Here is a 19,503-nt window from a genome sequence, read left to right as displayed (position 1 = left end):
AATCGGTGTCCGCCGACGCTCTGGCGATCTTGGTTGCCCCGGCCCGGTGGGGCGTGCCAGCGTGGACCGCATGACGACTCCTGCTCCCGCCGAGATCCTCCGCTACACCGCCTTCTCGACCGATCCTGCCGGCGGCAACCCCGCCGGCGTCGTCCTGGACGCACGAGCGCTCGACGACGAGACGATGCTCGCCGTCGCCGCGGAGGTCGGCTACTCCGAGAGCGCCTTCGTCACCGAGCGGGACGACGCGGAGCGCCGCTTCCAGGTGCGCTACTTCAGCCCGCTCGTCGAGGTCGACTTCTGCGGCCACGCCACCATCGCCACCGCCGTGGCCCTCGCCGAGCTGCTCAGCGAGGGGCCGCTGGTCTTCGCGACCAAGGCCGGCGAGATCACCCTCGACACCGGCAAGGACGACAGCGGCGCGATCCGGGCCACGCTCACCAGCGTCCCGACCCGGACCCGTCCGGCGAGCGACGCGGAACTGGACGCGGCCCTCGCCGCGCTGCGCTGGTCGCGCGACGACCTCGACCCGGCGCTGCCGCCGCACGTCGCCTTCGGTGGCGTCGAGCACCTCGTTCTCGCGGCGGCCACGCGTGAGCGGCTGCGCGAGCTGGACTACGACTTCGACGGTCTCGCCGAGGTGATGCGCCGTCACCACTGGATCACGCTGCAGCTGGTGTGGCGCGAGGACGACGCGCTCTTCCACGCGCGTGACCCTTTCCCGATCGGTGGCGTGGTCGAGGACCCCGCCACCGGCGCGGCGGCCGCGGCCCTCGGCGGCTACCTGCGCGAGCTCGGCGCGCTGCCGGACGCCGGTGCGTTCACCATTCGGCAGGGTGAGGACATGGGACGGCCGAGCCTGCTGCGCGTCGAGTCCCTGCCGGGTACCGGTCGCATCCGCGTCTCCGGGACCGCCGTACGGCTCTGAGGCGTCCGCCGTCCGGCCCTGGGGTCGGCCTCGGGGCTCCGGGGCCGCCGCCATCGGGCTCCGGCTGCGGTTCGCCCCGGGCTGCCGTTCGCTCCGGCCGCCGTTCGCCCCGGTCAGCGTTTGCTCGGGGCTGCCGCAGGGCGATGCGGATGGGGGAACGGCCGGGGTCAGCGGTGGGCAGGTACCGCGTCGACCCCGGCCGTGCTCTCGGGCCGCCCGGGCGCCTCCTCCCGGGGCAGGTCGCGCGCGGCGCGGACGCAGGCCCACAGCAAGGTCGAGGAGCCGGGCAGCCACGGTTCGCGCCCGTCCGGCGCGACGATCCAGCGGCCCTGGCCTTCGGGGGCGTCCAACGGCCGCTGCAGCGGTGGCACGGTGATCGCGTCGCCCTGGCCGTGACAGAGCAGCGGCGGCACGTCGCGCGCCCACTCCTCCCAGACCAGCAGCGGGCGCAGCCGCGCCGCTGTCCCGGGTTCGGCGAAGACGAGGATCCGGCCGCGGAAGGTCGCCACCGGACCGCAGCCGGGTCCGGTCGACCACAGCTCGTCCAGGACGCGACGCCCGAACAGGCCGGGCATGTTGATCACATCGAAGACGCGCCCGCACGGCAGCACGGTCGCCGCCCAGGGGCGCGCTTCCCACAGCGCGCGCATGCTCCGCGGGTACTCGCTGGCGGAGGCGAGCCAGGCCTCACCGGCCACGGTCACGTACTCGACGGAGTCATAGGTCCACATGTCCACGCTCCACAGGTACCGAGCGGGCGGGGGCCACGGCTTCGGAACCTGGGAAACCCGGACAAAGGGCGGGTGGACGGAGTACCATCCGCTGCCTTTGGCATATGGCTTCTGGCATATGCCAAGCGTTCGAGGGGCTCTCGGACTCAGTCGACCGGGCGGCGCTGCTGCAGGCTGCGACCGTACTCGACCATTTTCGCGGCGTAGTCCGGTGTCCAGTCCGCGGTGGCGGCGATCTCCTCCGTGCTCAGGTTGTCGAACCGCCGCGTGTCCGCGAGCTGGGCCGCCGCCAGGGCCTGGAAGTCGCTGGCCCGCTCGGCTGCGGCGCGGAACGCCAGCGTCAGCTCGGTCGCACGGGCGAGCAGCTCCCGCGGGTCCTCGATCGACTCCAGATCGAAGAAGTGCTCCTTCTCCGGCTCCGCGAGCCCGGGCTCGAAGAGCAGCGGCGCAGGGCGAAGCCTCCGCTGCGGCGAGCGATCGGCCGTGGAGTCGGACATGGGAAACCTCCTGAGGGAACGAGGGGGCGGCGCCTGCCACACTCCATTGTCCGGCCACGCCACCGTGTGAGGAACAAGGCGTCGGACCGCACCTGTTCCCGAGGGCCTCCGGGCTCAGCGCACCGGTACCCGGAAGCGGCGCAGGTGCTCCAGGACCGCGTGGTTCGCCTCCCAGCCGTCCGGGAACTTCGAGACGACGCCGAGCTGGACCGGCTCCGTCGACGGATGCGCGTCCAGCAGCTCGGGGATGCCGGCGCGGGTGACCACGATGCACGCGTGCCGGTGCCGCGACGCCAGTACGCACAGGCGGCCCGTCTCCAGATGGAACGCCGTCGCGTCCGGCCGGCCGGACAGCGGGTGCAGCACCACGGTGACGTCGTACTCCCGCCCCTGGAGGCGGTTCGCGGTGTCGACGGTGACACCCGTGACGCCCAGCGCCGCCAGCGCGCCCCGGACGGCTGCCGCCTGGTCGCGGTGCGCGGTGCCGACCGCGATCCGGTCCGCGTCGACGGGGGCGGAGCCCCGCTCGGAGTGCGCTGTGCCGCCGCGGGCGAGCAGACGGGCTACCACCGCGGCGACCGCGGCCACCGCCTCCGGATCGGTGCGGACCGTGAGCCGCGCCGGCAGCTCCAGCAGGCCCCACCCCGACTCCGCTGCGACGTCGAGCACCTCGTCCGCCGCCTGCTCCAGCGTGGTGCCGGAGGCCGTCGTGGGTGGGCCGAGCTCCAGCCGGCGGTCACCCGGCTCCGTGCCCGCACGGAACGGCGTGAACGGGTAGAACGCGTCCGAGACCAGCGGCGCCGCCGACGCCGGCAGTCGCCAGGAGACCGGCAGCCGGTGCGGAACGATGCCCGGGTTGTGGGCCAGCAGCGTCACGACCGCGCTCTGCGACGGATCGTGGTGCTGGCCCGCCCAGTCGTCGGTGCCGACGATGCTGAACGGGTCGAGCTGGCCCGGGTCGCCGACGAAGAGGGCGCGCTCGAACAGCCGGGCGACGGCCAACAGGGCGTCGGAGCGCATCTGGTAGGCCTCGTCGACGATGGCGTGCCGCCACGGATCGGTCTCCTTGACCCACTGCCACTTGGCCGCCGTGGAGACCACGACCGGGAGCTCGCGCAGGTCGCCCACCTTGGTGGAGGCGACCACGCCGGGATGGCGCATCGCGATCTCGGAGGGCAGCGCGTCACTGCCGTGCAGACGCCCCACGGCCAGTGCCGGGTCGGCCTCGGCCAGCCGGTCCACCAGGTCGTCGACCTGGCTGTTGGTCTGCGCGACGATCATCAGCCGCTCGCCCGTGGCGACGAGCTCGCGGGCCGCCCGCACCACCAGCGTCGACTTGCCGGCTCCCGGCGGGGAGTCGACCACCGTGCCGCGCTCGCCGCCGTGCAGCGCGGCGGCGAGGATCGCCGCGACGGCCGCGTCGGCCTGCTCACCCGGGGTCGGCGTCGGCGTGCTCGTGGGTGTCGAGGTGGCGGGGGAGGAGGGAGAGGGCGTGGTCACTTCGGCGGCCCTCCGTGGGTCCAGGGCGTGTCCTCGGGATCGGGCAGCGGCGCGGACTGGCGGGGTGCCAGCTCGAACAGGGTGAAGCAGACCTGCTCCCCGGGCTCCGGCACCGTGCCGGGCTCCGGCTCCTTCTTACGTCCCATGCCGTTCAGCAGGCGCAGCGTCAGCAGCCCTGCCTCCGCGTCGAGCTCCACCAGTTGGGCCTTCTGCGACGCCGGGCCGCCCGCGCGGTGGGCCTCGCCGCCCGGATCGAGATGCGGGCGGTCCTCGGTGCGGACCGTGACCAGCGGGCGCGGCTTCGGGCTGCGCCCGCTCGTGTCGTAGGCGGGCTGCACCTCGACGACCTCGCCCGCGAAGGCCTGGCCGGCGAGCCGGTGCTCGGCCATGGCCAGCGGATCGTCCAACGCCTCCTCCAGATCTACCCGGACCTGCTCGCGCTCGCGCTGCGCCAGTCTCCGGGCGGCCGTCACCGCGTCGTCGTGCAGCGGCTGCGGCGGCTCGCCCGCGGCCACCCGGTCGCGGTGGCCGGTGTACGACCAGCGGTCGCTCTCCCAGCGATCCGCGACGTGGGCGCCCGGCGGGAGGGTGCGCAGCAGGTCGAGGCCCTGCCAGACCTGGTGCCAGACCGGCAGCAGGACCGCTCCCAGCAGCGCGTCGATCTCCTCGGCCCGCGCCTGCGTCAGCCGTTCGTCCTGGGCGGCGCGCGCCGCGTCGTAGCGGGTGATGGCGGGGGCGAGCAGCAGGCTGTCGAAGTCCGGGTCGGTGGCCGGCCCGGCGGGCGGCACGAGCAGTTGCCCGCGCTCGTCCCGGCCGTTCTCCGCCCGCAGCGCGGCCTCCTCGCCCCGCCCGCCCTCCGGCGGGGAGATCCAGGCCAGCAGCGCACCGAGGTGTGCGTCCTCCAACGAGCTCTGACCGGTGGCCCAGTGACGGGCGAGGGTCGTCGTGAGCGGCAGCAGCATCGACGAACCGGGCACGTTCGCGCGGTCGGACACGTGCGTCAGCCAGCGCCCGAGCAGCGGCACCCGCGCGGGCGCCGGATACGGCCCGGGATCGGGATCCTCGGCGGTGCGACGGAACCTCGTGGAACGCCCGAACAGCCCGAGCAGCTCCACTCCGCCGGGATTCGGCACAACCAGCTGCGGCGCGTCCGCGCACAGCTCGCGCACCTCGACGGTCTTCTCGCCGGACTCCGGGTCCTTGACGGATCGTTCGAGCAGTTCGACATCGCCGCCGAAGCTCTCCAGATAGGGCAGTAGCTCGTCGCCGACCCGGGCCAGGAAGGCGAACCGAAGGTCGCGGTCGAGCGGCTGGGGCACCGTCAGCAGCCGCGGGTGCTGGCGGTCCTGCCCGAGCAGGACCGCCAGCGGTGCGCCGGTCTCGCCCGCCGCGGCGAGCGGGACCAGGACGAACGGACGCTCCGACAGATGCCGGTGCCGCACCGTCGCGAGCGGCTGTGCGACGCCGGAGCGGACCGCCTGGAGCCGGGCCAGGGTGCTGAGCAGGCTCATCGGGCGAGCGCCTCCTCCCGCAACCGGGCGGCGCGGGCGAGCGCGCCACCCGCCGCCGTCGCGGCGAGGGCCGCCTCGACCGTCGTGAGGCTGCCCAACTCCCCGCGCACCCCGCGCCCGAGCACCTCCACGGCTCCGGCTGCGCGGGCCTGCGACCGGCAGTGGAACGCGAGCTCGCACGCGGCGAGGCAGTCCGGTGCGTAGGCGTGCGCGAGGCTGTCGACGGCGCCGGGCGCCTCGTCCAACCGCGCGCCCTCGGGCAGCACGGCCAGCAGCGTCTCGATCCGCGTCATCCGCGCCAACTGCCGCCTGGTCACCGCGAGCTGCTTGCGCAGATCCAGCGGCGCGGCCACGGCCGCGTTGGAGAAGTCCCGCGGACAGACCAGCAGACCCGTCGTCCGCACGGCGGCCGCGAGGCCGGCGGGCTCGGCGTACGGCGACACCGGCAGCCCGGCCGGCCTGGCGCTCACCACGTCCGACGCCGGGGCCGAAGGCCCCTGCTCCGACCGGCCCGCCTCGTCGGCGCCGGACGCGGAGGAGGCGGTGGCTGCGTGCGGGGTGGCCCCCGCTCCGGCGGCGTTCCCTGCCGTCGTCGTGGCGGCCGGGTCGAGGGCCATGGCCGTCGCCCGGAGGGCGAGGACGTAGACGGCCGCCTGGCGGGCGGCGGCACCGACCTTGGCCGGATCGGCGCCGCCGTCGAGGATCGGGAAGGACTTGATCTCCACGACCGTCCACCGCTCGTCCGGGCCGATCACGATCGCGTCCGGCTCCAGGGAGACGGCGGAACCGGCGACCTCCAGGCGGAGCAGCGGGCGGTCGAGCAGCGTCCAGGCCCGCCCCGCCGCAGCATCCGACACCGCCTCGACCAGCGCCGTGCGCGTGCGGGCCGCCCGCACGGCCGGGCCCTCGGCGGCGAGCAGGTCCGGCACGGCGACGGGCAGCTGCGCCGCCTCCTCCGGCAGCAGCTCGCGCCGGAGCAGCGCGGCCAGCTCCGTGCAGCGCTCCGCCCGGAGCCGTCGCTCGAAGACGAGGCCGCGGGTGATCGCGAACGGCGACTGACCGAACGCGGCAGGACTGCCCAGCCGCGCGGCCAGCGCCGCCTTGTCGACGCCGGCGGCGTCGAGCACGGCCCGCCGGTCGCACCCGGGATTGGCGGCGAGAGCCGCCAACGCCCGTGCGTCCATGCTGCGCGCTGCGGCACCCCCGCGCAGCGCGGTCAGGCGCGCTTCGAGGGGGGTGAGGGGCTGATCGACCCGTGGGTGCGTGCTGTGGTTCATGGTGCCCGCCAGTGTTGCACCCGGCACTGACATCCGTCCCGGAACCCCTGCCGCCGCGGGCATCCAGACCTGACCGGAAGGCCGGGTCGGCAGCTGGGTCCCATGACAGACGCCCGGACTGATCGGGGCAGCGGTCACAGCGGGATCCGGGTCACCCGCCAGGGCAGGGAGGCGCGAGCCCGTGTCGTGCGGCGGACCCACTGGACCGCGGCCGTGACGCCCACCGCGGCGGAGGCAAGGGCGAGCAGCAGGGAGACGCCGGTGCTCTGCTGGTCCAGCAGCATGGGCACGGTCAGGCCGAAGGTCGCGGTGGCCAGTAGCAGGGGAACGAGGTGGACGTCGGGGCGGGCCCAGGTGGGCCTGGGCAGCATCCGGATGTCCGTGCGGGATGTGGTCGCGACGGCCGGGAGCGCACCGCTGCCGCCCCGGCTCGCACCGAAGCCCTCCGGGGCTTCGGAATAGCGGTCGAGGCTGCCCCAGACGCAGTAGCCGTCATCGCTGACGAAGACGACCGGGAAACGGTACTTGATCAGCTTCCAGCGCCGTGCGCCGATCAGCCATCCCGGCTGCTCGGCAAGGCGGATCAGCGTGGCCACCTCGTTCACATCGTCGGCGATCTCCATGACGATCGCGCGGCCGTTGTCCGTGCGGACCCACTCGATCCGGGTGGTGACCTCTACCTTCTCCGTTCCGGCGCGATCGCCGGGAACGGCCTTCTCCTTGCGGGTGGCGGCCTTGGGGCGCACCCGCAAGGCGGGCACCGGTCCGCTCACCGCGTCCTCACGGACCACCCGCCCCAGGGTGCGGTCGAAGGCCAGGACGACGCAGAAGGTCCCGAGAACCCCGATGAGCAGCAGGAGGAAGAGCAGGAGGCCGCCGGGCCAGGTGACGACGGTCTGCCAGGGTACGTACTGCTGCAGCGAGCCGTCCGAGGAGACGTATCCGCCCAGTTCCGGGTGCCCGGGTACGGTCAGGACGTCGACGGCGTCGCCCACGGCGGGGTCGACGTCGAGAGTGGCGTCGTGGATCGGGATCACGGTCGTGCCGCCGTGTCCCTCGTCCACCCGCAGGTCGAGATCCCCCGTGTAGGTGACGACCGCGTGCTTGCTGGACCAGTCGGTGTGCTGGGTCAGGTCCGGGGGCTGCGTCACCCGACCCACCATCACGACGGCTCCCGCGCGCTGGAGTCGGCTGACCTGCTCGTAGCTCGGCCCACGGCCCAGAAGCTCGGCCTGCACCAGTGCGAATCCGAAGGTGAGGGCCATCAGCAGTGCCATGACCAGGATTCGGTGACCTCGCGCGCGAGGAATTCGGGCCGGGACGCCCGGCGGCTCGGCCGCTGCGTCGCGCGGGGTACTGAGCGCACCGATGACCGGACCGCGCCGGCTCGCCGCCAGCCAGGCGAAGCCGAGAGCGAGCGCGGCCACACCGGTGGCCAGCACGTCCCACCGGGGACGCAGCGCGGACGGCTGGAGCAGCAGAAGCCAGGGGGAGATGGTGGCGAACAGCAGGCCGAGAGCCCCGAGGGTCTTGGTGACCGGCGTCGATATATGCGGCAGCGGAGAGACGTCGTCAGTGACAGGCACGCGATCATGATGGCAGCGAGTCGCTCAGCAATTGATCTGTGTCTCGGACTGGTTGCTCACCCCGTGAGTGCACCGAGACCGGCCTCGACCGGTCCCACCTCCGGTGGTCAGGAAGGTTCCCGGGCCGGGCGGGGCGCGGGGCGGACGCGGTCCCGCAGGCGCAGGGCCGGGCCGGTCAGGGCGCGGCCGACCAGGACCACGCCGGCGCCGGCCAGGACGTCGAAGAGGTAGTGGTTCGCGGTGCCCATCACCACCAGCGCGATGATCACCGGGTAGAGCACCCCCAGCGTCCGCACCGTCGTGTCCCGCGCGTACGTCAGCAGCATCAGCCCGCACCACAGCGCCCAGCCCACGTGCAGGCTCGGCATCGCGGCGAACTCGTTCGTCATCGAGGCCAGCCCGTTGGGCACGCTCGCGCTGTCGCCCCACCAGCCGACCGAGGCGTGCTGCGCCATCGTGTCGGTGAAGCCGAAGTCGTCGGGCAGCAGCCGCGGCGGCGCGGCCGGGAAGAGCACGAACCCGACCAGCGCCAGCACGGTCGAGAGCGCGAGCCAGGTCCGGGCCCGTCGGTAGACGTCGTGGTGGTGCCGCCAGAGCCAGACCAGCACCGCGGGCGTGACCGCGTAGTGCAGCGACGCGTAGGCGAAGTCGGCCGGTATCCCGAGCCAGCGGTGGGCGGTGAAGTCCGCGTTGAGCCACCGCTCGGGGTCGAGGTGCAGCCACTGCTCGACGTCGAGCAGCCGCAGGGCGTCCCTCCGGGCGCGTTCGACCCCGCCGCGGACCAGCAGTCGACTGCCGTCGTAGGCGAAGTACACCGCGGCGACCAGTACGAGCTCGCGCAGCCATCCGTTCCGCCCCCAGGCCGCCCGCCCCCACCGTGTGCCGGGTCGTGTGCGGGGCTGCGGTGGATCCGCGGGCACGGCGTCGGCGGTCGTGGCGGTCGAGGACATGGCTGGGCTCCGCGCAGGTCAGGACGGTCCGGGGACAGAACGGTCCGAGGACTGGGCGAGCAGGTTACGCACTACCGTACGCTGTACGTTAGTGGTGGGCGCAACCACCCCTGCCAGCCGTGAGGAAGTGACCAGGGAGTGCCCAAGCTGCCTTTTACCGGGCGTGTGTACCCTCCAGACATGCCCTCCGAGCAGTCGACCGCCACCGCCGCGCCGCCGAGGCCGGTGCGTCGGTCACGCGCGCCCCGGGGATCGCTCAGCTCCGACCTGATCCTCGATCACGCGCTCCGCCTCCTGGACGAGAAGGGCCTGGACGCCTTCTCGATGCGCGCCCTGGCCGAGGATCTCGGCGTCGGCACGATGGCTCTGTACACCTACTTCCGCGGCAAGGACGAGCTGTTCCGTGCCGCCCGCGACCGTGTCCTCGCCGCCTACACCCCGCCCAGTGCCGAAGGCAGCTGGGACCAGCGCCTGCGGGCCGCCTGCATCGCCGTGCACGAGCTGTTCACCGGCCGCCCGGCCGTGCTCCGTCTGCTCGCCGAGTCCACCGGCAACGACGACTTCATCGACACCGCGACCGCCGCGATGGACCGCATGCTCGCGCTGCTGCGCGAGGGCGGCCTCGGGCGCGAGGACGCGGCGCGCGCCTACGGCACGCTCTCGCGCTTCACCATCGGCTCGGCCCTGCGCGAGGTGCGCGTCTGCGCCCGCCCGGAGGCCCTCGAGGCATTCCGCGCCCGCATCGCGGCCCTCCCGCCCGAGCGCTTCCCCCACCTGTCCGACCTCGCCCCGGAGCTCCTTCTGGCCACCGAGAACGGCGGCGACCAGTACGAGTACGGCCTCGACCTGATCCTCTGCGGCATCCGGGCCCTGGCCCAGCAGCCCGCCTCCGCCGCTACCGGCTCCTGACCCGCACCGACTCCCGGGCGGGCCGGCTCCCGAGTGGGCCGGCTCCTGACCCGCACTGACTCCCGGATGGGCCGGCTCCCGAGTGGGCCGGCTCCTGACCCGCACTGACTCCCGGATGGGCCGGCTCCCGAGTGGGCCGGCTCTCGCGCGGACGCATCCGACAGTGGACAGTGGTGCGCGACGTGCAGCGCACGGCGCGGGGTGCCTCGCGTGGAGTCCCCGGCGCGCGCCGTCGGGCGCCGTCCGCTCGGCACGTGGACGGTCGAGCGGGGTAGCGGGAAGTCCGGGATCATGGAAGGGATCGATTTCGGATACCGGGTTCACCCGGCACGCGCAGCGCGGCGCGGGCCGACGGAGTCCCGACGCTGCCCGAGGAGGCACGCATGCCCGCGCGGATCCTGCTGGTTCGGCACGGTGAGACCGGGTGGTCCGCCACCGGCCGCCACACCGGACGCACCGACGTCCCGCTGACCGACGAGGGTCGGGAGATGGCGCGGAAGCTCGGCGAACGGCTGGCCGCGGCCCCCTGGGACGGGCTCGCGGAGGCGGAGATCCTCAGCAGCCCGCTCTCCCGGGCGCGGGAGACCGCCGAGCTGGCCGGCTTCGGTGCGCGGCTGCGCACCGACGACCGGCTACTGGAGTGGGACTACGGCGCGTACGAGGGCCTGACCGGCCCGGAGATCCGCGCGGAGCAGCAGCCGCGGTGGCTGATCTGGCGCGACGGTGTCCCCGGTGGCGAGAAGCTCGCCGAGGTCGGCGCCCGTGTCGACGCGTTCCTCGCCGACCTGGACGCCCGGGCCGGCCTGCCGCACCCGGAGACGACGGTCATGCACGCGGCCGACCGCGACGTCGTCGTCTTCGCCCACGGCCACCTGCTGCGGATCATGACGGCCCGCTGGCTCGGGCTGCCGCCCGAGGGAGGTCAGCAGTTCAAGCTCGGTCCGGCCACACTCTCGGTGCTGACGTGGGAGTACGGGGCGCGCGCCGTCGAACGCTGGAACGACGCCGCGCACCTTGCCTGAGCGCGCCTCACCTGACGCTGCTCACCCCTCCAAGCTGTTCATCCTTCCAAGCTGATCATCCTTCCAAGAACTGCTCCAGGGCCTCGACCACCAGCTTGTGGTCCTCGATCTGCGGCAGTCCGGAGACGGCGACCGTGCCGACCAGGCCCACGTCCGCGACGACGACCGGGAACGCGCCGCCGTGCGCGGCGTACTGGTCGAGGTCGAGGCGCGACTTCTCCTCGAAGCTGCTGCCCTGCTCCCGGAAGCGCTGGCCCACCAGGTAGGAGCTGGCGCCGTAGCGCCGCACGACACGGATCTTCCGTTCGATCCAGGCGTCGTTGTCCGCGCAGGTGCCGGACGAGGCGAAGTGGAAGAGCTGCTGGTCGCCGCGGCGAATGTCGATGGTGACCGGCAGCTGCCGCTCGCGCGCCAGGTCGACGAGCAGCGAGCCGAGGCGCCAGGCGTCGTCGTTGGTGAACCGCGCGAACTGCAGTCGGCGCTCCTGGTCGATGAGTTCGGCGGTCGTGGTCACAGCTTCACCATCCGTCCCTCGGCGGCGGAGTGCCGCGCGGCTTCCAGCACCCTGAGCGCGGCGACGGCGTCGCGTGGCTCGACCGGGACCGGCGCCAGCCCGTGCAGGGCGGCCGCGATCCCGGCGTAGTAGGCCTCGTACGCGCCCGGCAGCGTGGGGTGGGCGACGGAGTCGTCCACGGTGCCCAACTGCCCGAACAGCGCGGCGGGCGTTGTGCCCCAGCCCTCGTCGGTGGGCGTCCGCCCGGCCCGCAGGGCGTCCTCCTGGCCGTCCAGGCCCCAGCTGGTGTAGGCGGCCTCGCTGCCCAGCACCCGGAAGCGCGGCCCGAGTTCGCCTGCCGCCGCGCTCATCCACAGGTGGGAGCGGGTGCCGTCGACGTGGGTGAGGGCCACGAAGGAGTCGTCGTCGGCGGCGGCGCCCGCGCGGCGCACGTCCAGCTCGGCGTAGACGCTCGCGGCCGGGCCGAAGAGGGTGAGCGCCTGGTCGACCAGGTGGCTGCCCAGGTCGTAGAGGAGCCCACCGGCCTCGGCCGGATCACCCAACTCGCGCCAGCCGCCCTTGAGGTTGGGCCGCCAGCGCTCGAATCGGGACTCGAAGCGGTGCACCCGACCGAGCCGGCCCGAGCTGACCAGCTCGCTGACGGTCAGGAAGTCCCCGTCCCAGCGTCGGTTCTGGAAGACACTCAGCAGCAGGCCGCGTTCCTCCGCGAGCCCGGCCAGCGCCGCGCCCTCGGTGGACGTGGCGGCCAGAGGCTTGTCGACCACCACGGGCACGCCCGCCTGCAGCGCGGCGGTGGCCAGGGGAATGTGGGTGCGGTTGGGCGTGGCGACGACCACCAGGTCCAGCCCCAGCGGCCACAGCTCCTCGGCGGAGGAGAGCAGTCGCGCCTGCGGGTATCGGGCCCCGGCCTGCTCGCGCCGTTCGGGGTTCGCGGTGACGACCGCGTCGAGGCGAAGCCCGGGCGTGGTCGCGATGAGGGGCGCGTGGAAGACCGCGCCCGCGAGGCCGTAGCCGATCAGCCCGACGCGCAGCGGCGCGGGACCGCTCGGGGCACCGGTCGGCGGCGCCGGGGTGGTGTTCGGAGTGCTGTTCGCCATGGGACCAGTTAAACAACACTGTGGATTAAGTGGCAAGCAACCCGCATAATCGACATGTGTCCATGTCCGGATCCTCGACCTCCTCAGGCGACCCGACCTCCGTCACCACAGGCCCGGGTGGCACGTCCACCGGATCACCACCTTCCACCGCGGCGGGCCGGGTAACCCTCCCCGGCGCGAATCTCACGGCGCTGCGCGACCACAACGCGGCCACCGTGCTGTCCCTGGTCCGGGCCGCCTCGACCGGCGGCGCGGCCGAGCACGCCGACGGGGCGGGGCAGACCACCGATGCGGCCGGCCAGACCGAGGCAGTCGGCGGCACGGGCATCAGCCGGGTGGAGCTCGCCCGCGAGTCCGGGCTGACCGCACAGGCCATCAGCAAGATCGTGCAGCGCCTCACCGAGGACGGGCTGCTGGCCGAGACCGGGCGTGGCGCCTCGACCGGTGGCAAGCCACGCACACTGCTCAGCCTCGTCCCGGACGCCCGCTGGGCCGTGGGCGTCCAGCTCGGCCGTGACGAGCTGACCGTCCTCCGCGCCGACCTCGCGGGGCGGGTCATGGCGGCCCGGCACGTGCCGATCGACCTGGCCGGGTGGGGCCCGCGTCCCGTCCTCGACCTCCTGGGCGAGCAGGTGGACCTGCTCCTGGGCGCGCTCCCGCGCGACCGCGTCCTCGGCGTGGGCATTGCCTCGCCCGGTCCGCTCGACCAGCGCGGAGGCGTGCTGCACGACGTCACCGGCGCGCCGTCGTGGACCGGCCTGCCGCTGCGCGACGAGGTCGAGCGGCGCCTCGGCCTGCCCACGCTGATCGAGAAGGACAGCACCGCCGGCGTGCTCAGCGCGCTCGGCTCGCCGAACCGTGCGTTCGTCCACCTCGACCGAGGCCTGGGAGCGGGCCTCGTCCTCGGGGGCGCCGTCCAGCGCGGAGCCCGCACCAACGCGGGCGAGTTCGGCCACCAGATGCTCGACCCCACCGGACCGCGCTGCCGCTGCGGCAACGCGGGCTGCGTCGAGGCCCTGTGGGCGGCGGCGCCCACCCCGACTGCTGCCGCGCGCGTGCTCGGCGAGGCGATCGCCAACCTCGTCCGTCTCCTCGACCTGGACGAGATCGTCCTCGGTGGCCGCGAGGTCCTGGCCGCCCCGGACCTCTATCTCACCGAGATCCGTGGCTCCCTCGCCGCCCGGCTCCCCGACCCGGCCTGGCAGACCGTCACCCTCTCGGTGGCTCCGTCCGGGCCCGATGCAGTCGCTCTCGGCGCTGCCGGCCTCGTGCTCACCCGTCTCTTCGGTTGACACCCCGCCGGGCGGCCGGTGCGCGGTCCGCGAGGGAGCCCCACCCCACGGACCGCGCAGCCCTGGTATCGCCGTGCGCCCCGGCTCAGACGGCCAGCGCCAGGCGATACCGCTCCAGGAACTCGGCGACCTCGGGCACCGAGCGGTGCAGCCGCATCCGTTCCGCCGTCGCGGAGACCATGCCGCGGATGCGGGTTGAGCGGACCTGGGAGAGCAGGGACACCGCGGACGTGCCGGTGACCGCCGCGTCGACGACCGCGCCGTGGCCGAGCTGGTCGTGCGCCAACTCCGCCGTGTAGAGCGTGCGGTTGCGGACGAAGTGGGCGGGCTGCAGCGCTATCGCCTGCTCGGCCCAGTCGGCCGCGGACTCGAACTCGCCCAGTGCTGCCCAGCACTGGGCCGTCAGGCCTGCCAACTCGCCCTCGTTGAAGAAGGACATCCACTCGGGATCCGCCTCCGAGCTGCCCTGCTCGAACGCGGAGCGGGACTCGCCGAGGGCCTTGAGGCAGGAGCCCCGGTCCCGCAGCAGTGCCCACCCGCCGGCCTCGCGCAGCGCCAGCAGGGACTGGAGCCGCGCCGAGCCCAGGCCGGCCGCGGCGCTCCGCGCGGCCTGCGCGGCGCGCACCGCCTCGCGGGGCCGACCCGCGTCCCGCGCCAGGAAGGCCGTGTTGCAGAAGGCGTGCGCCTCCAGCGCGGCGTCACCGGCCATGCGGGCTGTGGCCAGCGCCTCGGCGTAGAGGGACCGGGCCTCCGCGAGCCGCCCGGAGTCGTGGGCGAGCCAGCCCACGGAAATGGCGAGCTCGCCCGCCCAGGCCTGGAGGCGCTCCTCGACCCGCGCCGTGTAGGTGCCGCAGTTGAGCAGTTGGTAGGCGGAGCGCAGGGTGTGGCCGGCACGGTCGAACAGGGTGTCCGCGCCGTGGACGTCGTCCAGCAGTCGGATCTGACGGACGGCCGACTCGACCTCGTGGACCTCGCGCCAGCCGACGCGCGCGCCCGGGGTCGGGGCCGGGGTCGGGACCGCCCCGGACGGCCCGGGCGGCATGGACGGCCCGGACGGCACGGTCAAAGGGTGCGGGGCGGCTTCGGGGGTCTGCGCCCGGGCCGAGCCGTCCCAGCTCAGTGCGGTGACCACGGCCAGGGGGCCGCCGGCCAGGAACGTGCGTCGCTGCACGTCGTCGTTCTCCTCGTCGCGTGGTGCGGGGAGCACGGCTGTGCGCCGTGACTCCCCTCGCGGCGTGAAGCCGAGGTCGGCCAGGCCGACACCGGGGAACATATGGCGGAAGACGCGCTCGTAGGCGTAGTTGGGACACCGGATCTCCCCCGACTCGACCCGGCCGATGTAACGGGCGTCGCAGGAGACGTGCTCCCCGATCTCGCGCGCCGCACGTCGGACCGACGCGGCGAACTCGCGCGGGGAGAGGTCTCCGCGTCGTTCGCGCATCCGCAGGTTTGGAGAGGTGGGCGAAGGGAGAGAGACGTGAGCCATGCGGCACCCCCTGGTACGGAATTGCAGGAGTGACACTACTCTGCGCGAGGATTCGAACACGCTGGGTTTTCTGACAAATCGGACTACTCGGACCTGATCGCATCGGTCTGCCATGAAATGCCACAGGTAGCGGGTTTCGTTCGCCGTGGCCCCGGCCCGCCCCGCGCGTTGTAGGAGGTACAGCGCAGTCACTCGGGCGCAAGGAGGCGGCCGTGCAGATGAAGACGGACAGCGAGTCAGGACGCGGTGAGTCAGGTCGTGGCGGGGCGCTCCGCGGGGCCCCGTCCTGCGTCGGGCCGGCCCGCGTGGGTTCCGCCCGCGGGGGGTCGGTGCGTACGGAGGCGCCCGGCCCGGGCGGTGCGCTGGGCGGTGCGCGACGCCCGGCCCGCCCGGCCTACGAGGTGGTGACGGTCCCGGAGCGCCAGGGGCTGGAGACGGTGGACATCCTGCGGCTGCGCGGCGGCTGCGGCGCAGTGCTGCTGGAGGACACCGGGTGCACGCTCTCGTTCCTGGTCCCCTCCGGCACGGCGGCGCAGTGGCAGCTGCCGGGGAGCTCCTGCCGTTCCCTGGCCGTGCCCGGCCCCGCGCCGCAGTGGCTGTTGCCGCCGGCCGCAGGCGGCGCGGGTCCCACCCTCACCGACCCGTCGGAGCTGCGCGCGGCCCTTGGTGAGGCCGTCCGCACCCTTGCCGCCAGCGACCGGCTCTAGTCCCGGCCGCGACATGTCCCGGGCCGCACGGGCCCGGGGCCGCTCCGGCGCGAGGCACCGCCGGGCCGAGGCACCGCCGGGGCGGGGGCGACGGCGGGGCGGACTGCGCGGATCACCGATACTGGATCGATGGCGAGAAAGCGGAAGGACCAGGCCGGCGAGGTTGCACGGGTGGACGGCGGGTCCCGGCGCGGGGGAGCATCCGGCGGGCCGGTCTCCGAGCAGGTGGCCTCCGGCACCGCCGAGCTCGTGCCCGACCGGGACCGCCCGCAGGCCTGGACGGTGCTGCTGGACGGCGCGCCGCAGTCGCACGTCGACCTGGCCGATCCGCGTCGACTGACCTTCGAGTACCAGCGCCGCCTGGGACGGATCGCCGATCTCGCCGCAGCCCCCGGCCGTCCGGTGAGCGTGCTGCATCTGGGCGGCGGTGGGCTGACCCTGCCGCGTTACGTAGCCGCGACCCGTCCCCGGTCGCGGCAGCAGGTTGCCGAGATCGACACGGCGTTGACCGAGTTCGTCCGCCGTGAGCTGCCGTTGGACCGGGCCTGGCAGATTCGCGTGCGCGGCGGGGATGCGCGCGAGGTGCTGACCCGCACCCCAGAGGGGTGGGCGGACCTGGTGATCGCGGACGTGTTCAGTGGTGCGCGGGTGCCGGCGCACTGCGCCACGGTCGAGTTCGCCGAGGCGGCCGCGCGGGCCCTGCTGCCCGGCGGGCGTTTTGCGGCCAACATCGCCGACGGTGGTCGGCTCGTCTTCGCCCGGCGGCAGGTGGCGACCCTGCGCGCGGTCTTCCCGGCGGTGGCCGTGGTCGCGGACCCCGCGGTGCTGCGCGGCAAGCGCTTCGGCAATCTGATCCTGCTGGCCTCCGCCTCACCATTGCCCCTGGCGGAGCTGGGCCGGGCGATGGCGGGTGATCCGGTGATCGGACGCATCGTGGAGGGCGCCGACCTGGAGGATTTCCAGGCCGGCGCCCTGCCCGCCCACGACGCGGGCGCGGAGGCCTCACCGGAGCCGCCGTCGGAGCTCTTCCGCTCCTGACGAGCCCCTACCTCGCCTGGAGCCGCCTCACTTGACCGGCGTGAGGTGCAGGATCATGTACTCGTACGCCTGGTCCTGCGGCGAGGGGTTGACGTAGGCGTTGTCCTTCGTCGGCCACCCGGTGAAGTTCGCCGTGCTGAACTCGTACCAGGAGGCGCCGTACAGCACCGGCACCGCCGGCACGTCCGTCGAGAGCTGCTGCTGCAGGGCGTTGAGTGCCGACTGCTGCTCGGCCGGGGTGGTGGCGTTCTGGTACTGCTTCACGGCCGTGTCCGCGGCGCTGCTCTGGTACCGGCTGAAGTCACCGGCCGAGGGCTGGCCGACGGGCGACATCAGGGTGGAGTCCAGGATGAACTGGAGCCGCTGGAAGGCCGTGGTGCCTTGGCCCCAGTGCAGCGCCACGTCGTAGTTGCCGGTGGTGATGGCCGTGTTCCAGCCGTTGTAGTCCATGTCGCCCTTGATCTTCACGTCGAAGCCGAGGCCGTTCAGGGTGTCCTGCATGGCCTTGGCGTCGCACCAGTAGTCCGTGAAGGAGTTCGGGTCGATGATCGTGAACGAGATGGTCTTGCCACCCTTGGTCCACTTGCCGCCGGACTTGGACCAGCCGTCCGCGCTGAGCAGGCTCTGCACCGTGGACGGGTCCGAGGCGGACTTCAGGTCCGCGGTCGTCGCCGGGTTGAGCGAGCTCTGGTCGAGCGGCAGCGTCAGGCCCCCGGACGAGGAGGCCGGCAGCTCGTAACTGCCCTCGCACTGGCTGGCCATGGAGGCGCGGTCGATGCCCGCGCTGATCGCCTTGCGCACCGCCACGTCCGCGAGGGCGGGCGCGGTCGTGCTCTTGCTGTTCAGCAGCAGCGCGACGGTGTTGCCGGCCGGGAAGTACGGCGCGTCGGTCTGGAACAGGTGGTTGTGCTGCGGGTCCTTGCCGACGAAGTTCGTCAGCAGGTTGTTGATGTCGTTGCCCGCCAGGTCGAGCTGCGCCTGCGCCAGGGCGACGCCGGCCGCGTCGTTGCTGGCGTAGTTGGCGACGGCCACCTCGGGCACCTTGGGCTTGCCGCCCCAGTAGGTCGGGTTGGTCTTGTAGGTGACCTTCTGCGGGCCGAAGGCGTCGACCAGGTACGGGCCGGTGCCTATCGCCTGGGACGCCTTGATGACGGCGGTGGCCGGCGAGGAGATCGACGCCCACTTCGCCTTCGGCACGATCAGCTGGTTGCCGATGGCCTGGGCGCTGGCGATCTCCGGAGAGTCGAAGGTGAGCACCACGGTGTTGGCGTCCGGGGTGGTGACGGAGGCGGCCTTCGGCACGCCCTGGGTGTTCGCCGCCGCGTTCGTCGTCACCAGCTGGTAGGTGAAGGCGACGTCGGCGGAGGTGAAGGCGGAGCCGTCGGACCACTTGACGCCCGCGTGCAGGTGGATCGTGGCGGTCTTGCCGTCGGCGGACCAGTCGATCTTGTCGGCGAGCCACGGGGTGGCCGGCTGGGTCGGGTTGAGGGTGTTGTACTGCAGCAGCGGCTCGTAGATCAGCGCGTCGGTGTTCTGCGTCCGGCTGACGGAGTTGCCGTCGAAGGGGTTGAAGTCCTCGGTGAAGGCGGTGGAGCCGGTGTTGTCCTCGAGGTAGAGGGTCTCGGCCGCGATGTTGCCGCCCCCGCCGCCGCTGCTCGCGCCGCCGGCCTTGGGAGAGGAGCTCGTGCAGGCCGTCAGGCCCAGGCCGAGGGCCGCCAGAACGGCCATGCTCTTGATGGTGGTGCTGCGTCTCATTGTCGTACGCTCCTAGAGTCCGACCGGCGCAGTGCCGGCCAGTGGTGAGCGACCATGTCCAGGTCCGTGAACGGTGGTGCGGTGCTGGTGCCTTGATCCGACCGGTGGGTGCCGGACGGACGACGGTCGTCGGGAGCGGACGTCGCCTCGGGCGAGTTGGCGCTCGCCCGGGGCTCCGCGTGGTCCGCTTGCTCCCGCTTACTGCCGTGCCGCGCCTTTGGAGGCGGGCGGGCGGCTCCACGGGGCCGACTCATGCCGGGCCTGCCGCGTTCTTCTCCGTCCCGGCGCCTGCTGCCGCCGTGTCCTCCGTCGCCGGAGCGTGCTCCGGGTCGAGCAGCCAGCAGGCCGCCACATGACGTGCGGACTCCGCGCCGGCGGCCGGCAGTGTGGGCGGCGTCTGCTGGGAGCAGACCGGCATGGCGAAGGGGCAGCGTGGGTGGAAGCGGCAGCCGCTGGGCGGGGAGACCAGGCTGGGCGGCGCGCCCCGGCCGCGCAGCACCGGAGGCTCGGCCCGCTCGGGGTCGGGCGCGGCGCTGAGCAGGAGTTGGGTGTAGGGGTGGGCCGGCGCGTCGGTGATCTGCACCGCGTCACCTGACTCGACGATCTGCCCGGCGTACATGACCACGATCGAGTCCGCGAGGTAGCGGGCCGAGGCGATGTCGTGGGTGACGTAGAGAATGGCCAACTGCTCACGCTCGCGCAG

At 73.5% G+C, this 19,503-nt stretch carries 18 protein-coding genes; 6 read left to right on the top strand and 12 right to left on the bottom strand.

Annotated features, from left to right (window positions below; genetic code table 11):
- The first annotated feature begins 70 nt into the window (after nt 1-70).
- Nucleotides 71-928, top strand: coding sequence for a PhzF family phenazine biosynthesis isomerase (locus BMY61_RS19915; protein ID WP_042450173.1), 858 nt, complete (start codon nt 71-73; stop codon nt 926-928).
- A gap of 167 nt (nt 929-1,095) precedes the next feature.
- On the opposite strand, the gene BMY61_RS19910 is transcribed toward BMY61_RS19915, so the two are convergent.
- The 7 genes from BMY61_RS19910 to BMY61_RS19880 all read right to left on the bottom strand — a co-directional run bounded on the left by BMY61_RS19910 (nt 1,096) and on the right by BMY61_RS19880 (nt 8,980).
- Nucleotides 1,096-1,659, bottom strand: a complete 564-nt coding sequence (locus BMY61_RS19910) for a bifunctional DNA primase/polymerase (protein ID WP_042450172.1) — start codon at nt 1,657-1,659, stop codon at nt 1,096-1,098.
- Between the two features lie 146 nt (nt 1,660-1,805).
- On the bottom strand, nt 1,806-2,156 hold the full coding sequence (locus BMY61_RS19905; RefSeq protein WP_042450170.1) for a hypothetical protein: 351 nt from the start codon (nt 2,154-2,156) through the stop codon (nt 1,806-1,808).
- Between the two features lie 114 nt (nt 2,157-2,270).
- Nucleotides 2,271-3,656: an AAA family ATPase gene (locus tag BMY61_RS19900; protein ID WP_042450168.1), complete on the bottom strand. Its 1,386-nt coding sequence runs from the start codon at nt 3,654-3,656 to the stop codon at nt 2,271-2,273.
- Complete coding sequence (locus tag BMY61_RS19895; RefSeq protein ID WP_042450167.1) at nt 3,653-5,167, bottom strand: membrane protein; 1,515 nt, start codon at nt 5,165-5,167, stop codon at nt 3,653-3,655. Before BMY61_RS19895 ends, BMY61_RS19900 begins: the two co-directional genes overlap by 4 nt.
- Nucleotides 5,164-6,444, bottom strand: coding sequence for a hypothetical protein (locus BMY61_RS19890; RefSeq protein WP_042450166.1), 1,281 nt, complete (start codon nt 6,442-6,444; stop codon nt 5,164-5,166). Before BMY61_RS19890 ends, BMY61_RS19895 begins: the two co-directional genes overlap by 4 nt.
- A gap of 134 nt (nt 6,445-6,578) precedes the next feature.
- A complete protein-coding gene (locus BMY61_RS19885; RefSeq protein ID WP_042450165.1) occupies nt 6,579-8,030 on the bottom strand; it encodes a hypothetical protein in 1,452 nt (483 codons plus the stop codon).
- Nucleotides 8,031-8,137: 107 nt separating this feature from the next.
- Nucleotides 8,138-8,980 (bottom strand): phosphatase PAP2 family protein, encoded by an 843-nt coding sequence (locus tag BMY61_RS19880; RefSeq protein ID WP_052438852.1) that lies wholly within the window; start codon nt 8,978-8,980, stop codon nt 8,138-8,140.
- A 180-nt stretch (nt 8,981-9,160) separates the two neighbouring features.
- Between BMY61_RS19880 and BMY61_RS19875 the strand changes: the two genes are divergently transcribed.
- Nucleotides 9,161-9,889: a TetR/AcrR family transcriptional regulator gene (locus BMY61_RS19875; RefSeq protein ID WP_042450163.1), complete on the top strand. Its 729-nt coding sequence runs from the start codon at nt 9,161-9,163 to the stop codon at nt 9,887-9,889.
- Nucleotides 9,890-10,272: 383 nt separating this feature from the next.
- Nucleotides 10,273-10,911, top strand: a complete 639-nt coding sequence (locus BMY61_RS19870; protein ID WP_042450161.1) for a histidine phosphatase family protein — start codon at nt 10,273-10,275, stop codon at nt 10,909-10,911.
- Between the two features lie 55 nt (nt 10,912-10,966).
- Here BMY61_RS19870 and BMY61_RS19865 read toward each other — a convergent pair whose 3' ends face one another.
- Both BMY61_RS19865 and BMY61_RS19860 read right to left on the bottom strand, forming a co-directional pair.
- On the bottom strand, nt 10,967-11,425 hold the full coding sequence (locus BMY61_RS19865) for a heme-degrading domain-containing protein (protein ID WP_042450159.1): 459 nt from the start codon (nt 11,423-11,425) through the stop codon (nt 10,967-10,969).
- Entirely contained in the window at nt 11,422-12,522 is a 1,101-nt protein-coding gene (locus BMY61_RS19860; RefSeq protein WP_042450158.1) for a Gfo/Idh/MocA family oxidoreductase, read from the bottom strand. Before BMY61_RS19860 ends, BMY61_RS19865 begins: the two co-directional genes overlap by 4 nt.
- 62 nt (nt 12,523-12,584) lie before the next feature.
- Between BMY61_RS19860 and BMY61_RS19855 the strand changes: the two genes are divergently transcribed.
- Complete coding sequence (locus BMY61_RS19855; protein WP_082015137.1) at nt 12,585-13,814, top strand: ROK family transcriptional regulator; 1,230 nt, start codon at nt 12,585-12,587, stop codon at nt 13,812-13,814.
- 85 nt (nt 13,815-13,899) lie between these two features.
- Here the strand turns inward: BMY61_RS19855 and BMY61_RS19850 are convergent, their stop codons facing one another.
- Nucleotides 13,900-15,255 (bottom strand): NsdA family TPR-like regulatory protein, encoded by a 1,356-nt coding sequence (locus BMY61_RS19850; protein ID WP_244904215.1) that lies wholly within the window; start codon nt 15,253-15,255, stop codon nt 13,900-13,902.
- Nucleotides 15,256-15,629: 374 nt separating this feature from the next.
- Here BMY61_RS19850 and BMY61_RS19845 point away from each other — a divergent pair, with 374 nt between their 5' ends.
- Nucleotides 15,630-16,007: a hypothetical protein gene (locus BMY61_RS19845; RefSeq protein WP_236656080.1), complete on the top strand. Its 378-nt coding sequence runs from the start codon at nt 15,630-15,632 to the stop codon at nt 16,005-16,007.
- Between the two features lie 129 nt (nt 16,008-16,136).
- Nucleotides 16,137-17,045, top strand: coding sequence for a spermidine synthase (locus tag BMY61_RS19840; protein ID WP_169791862.1), 909 nt, complete (start codon nt 16,137-16,139; stop codon nt 17,043-17,045).
- Nucleotides 17,046-17,072: 27 nt separating this feature from the next.
- On the opposite strand, the gene BMY61_RS19835 is transcribed toward BMY61_RS19840, so the two are convergent.
- Complete coding sequence (locus BMY61_RS19835) at nt 17,073-18,800, bottom strand: ABC transporter substrate-binding protein (protein WP_042450154.1); 1,728 nt, start codon at nt 18,798-18,800, stop codon at nt 17,073-17,075.
- A gap of 250 nt (nt 18,801-19,050) precedes the next feature.
- A partial coding sequence (locus tag BMY61_RS19830) for an oligopeptide/dipeptide ABC transporter ATP-binding protein (RefSeq protein ID WP_143094442.1) occupies nt 19,051-19,503 on the bottom strand: 453 nt, incomplete at its 5' end.

This window comes from Streptacidiphilus jiangxiensis, from assembly GCF_900109465.1.
Classification (GTDB): Bacteria; Actinomycetota; Actinomycetes; order Streptomycetales; family Streptomycetaceae; genus Streptacidiphilus; species Streptacidiphilus jiangxiensis.
The sequence above is the reverse complement of the archived record's forward strand: the minus strand, read 5'-3'. Positions and strand labels throughout refer to the sequence as shown.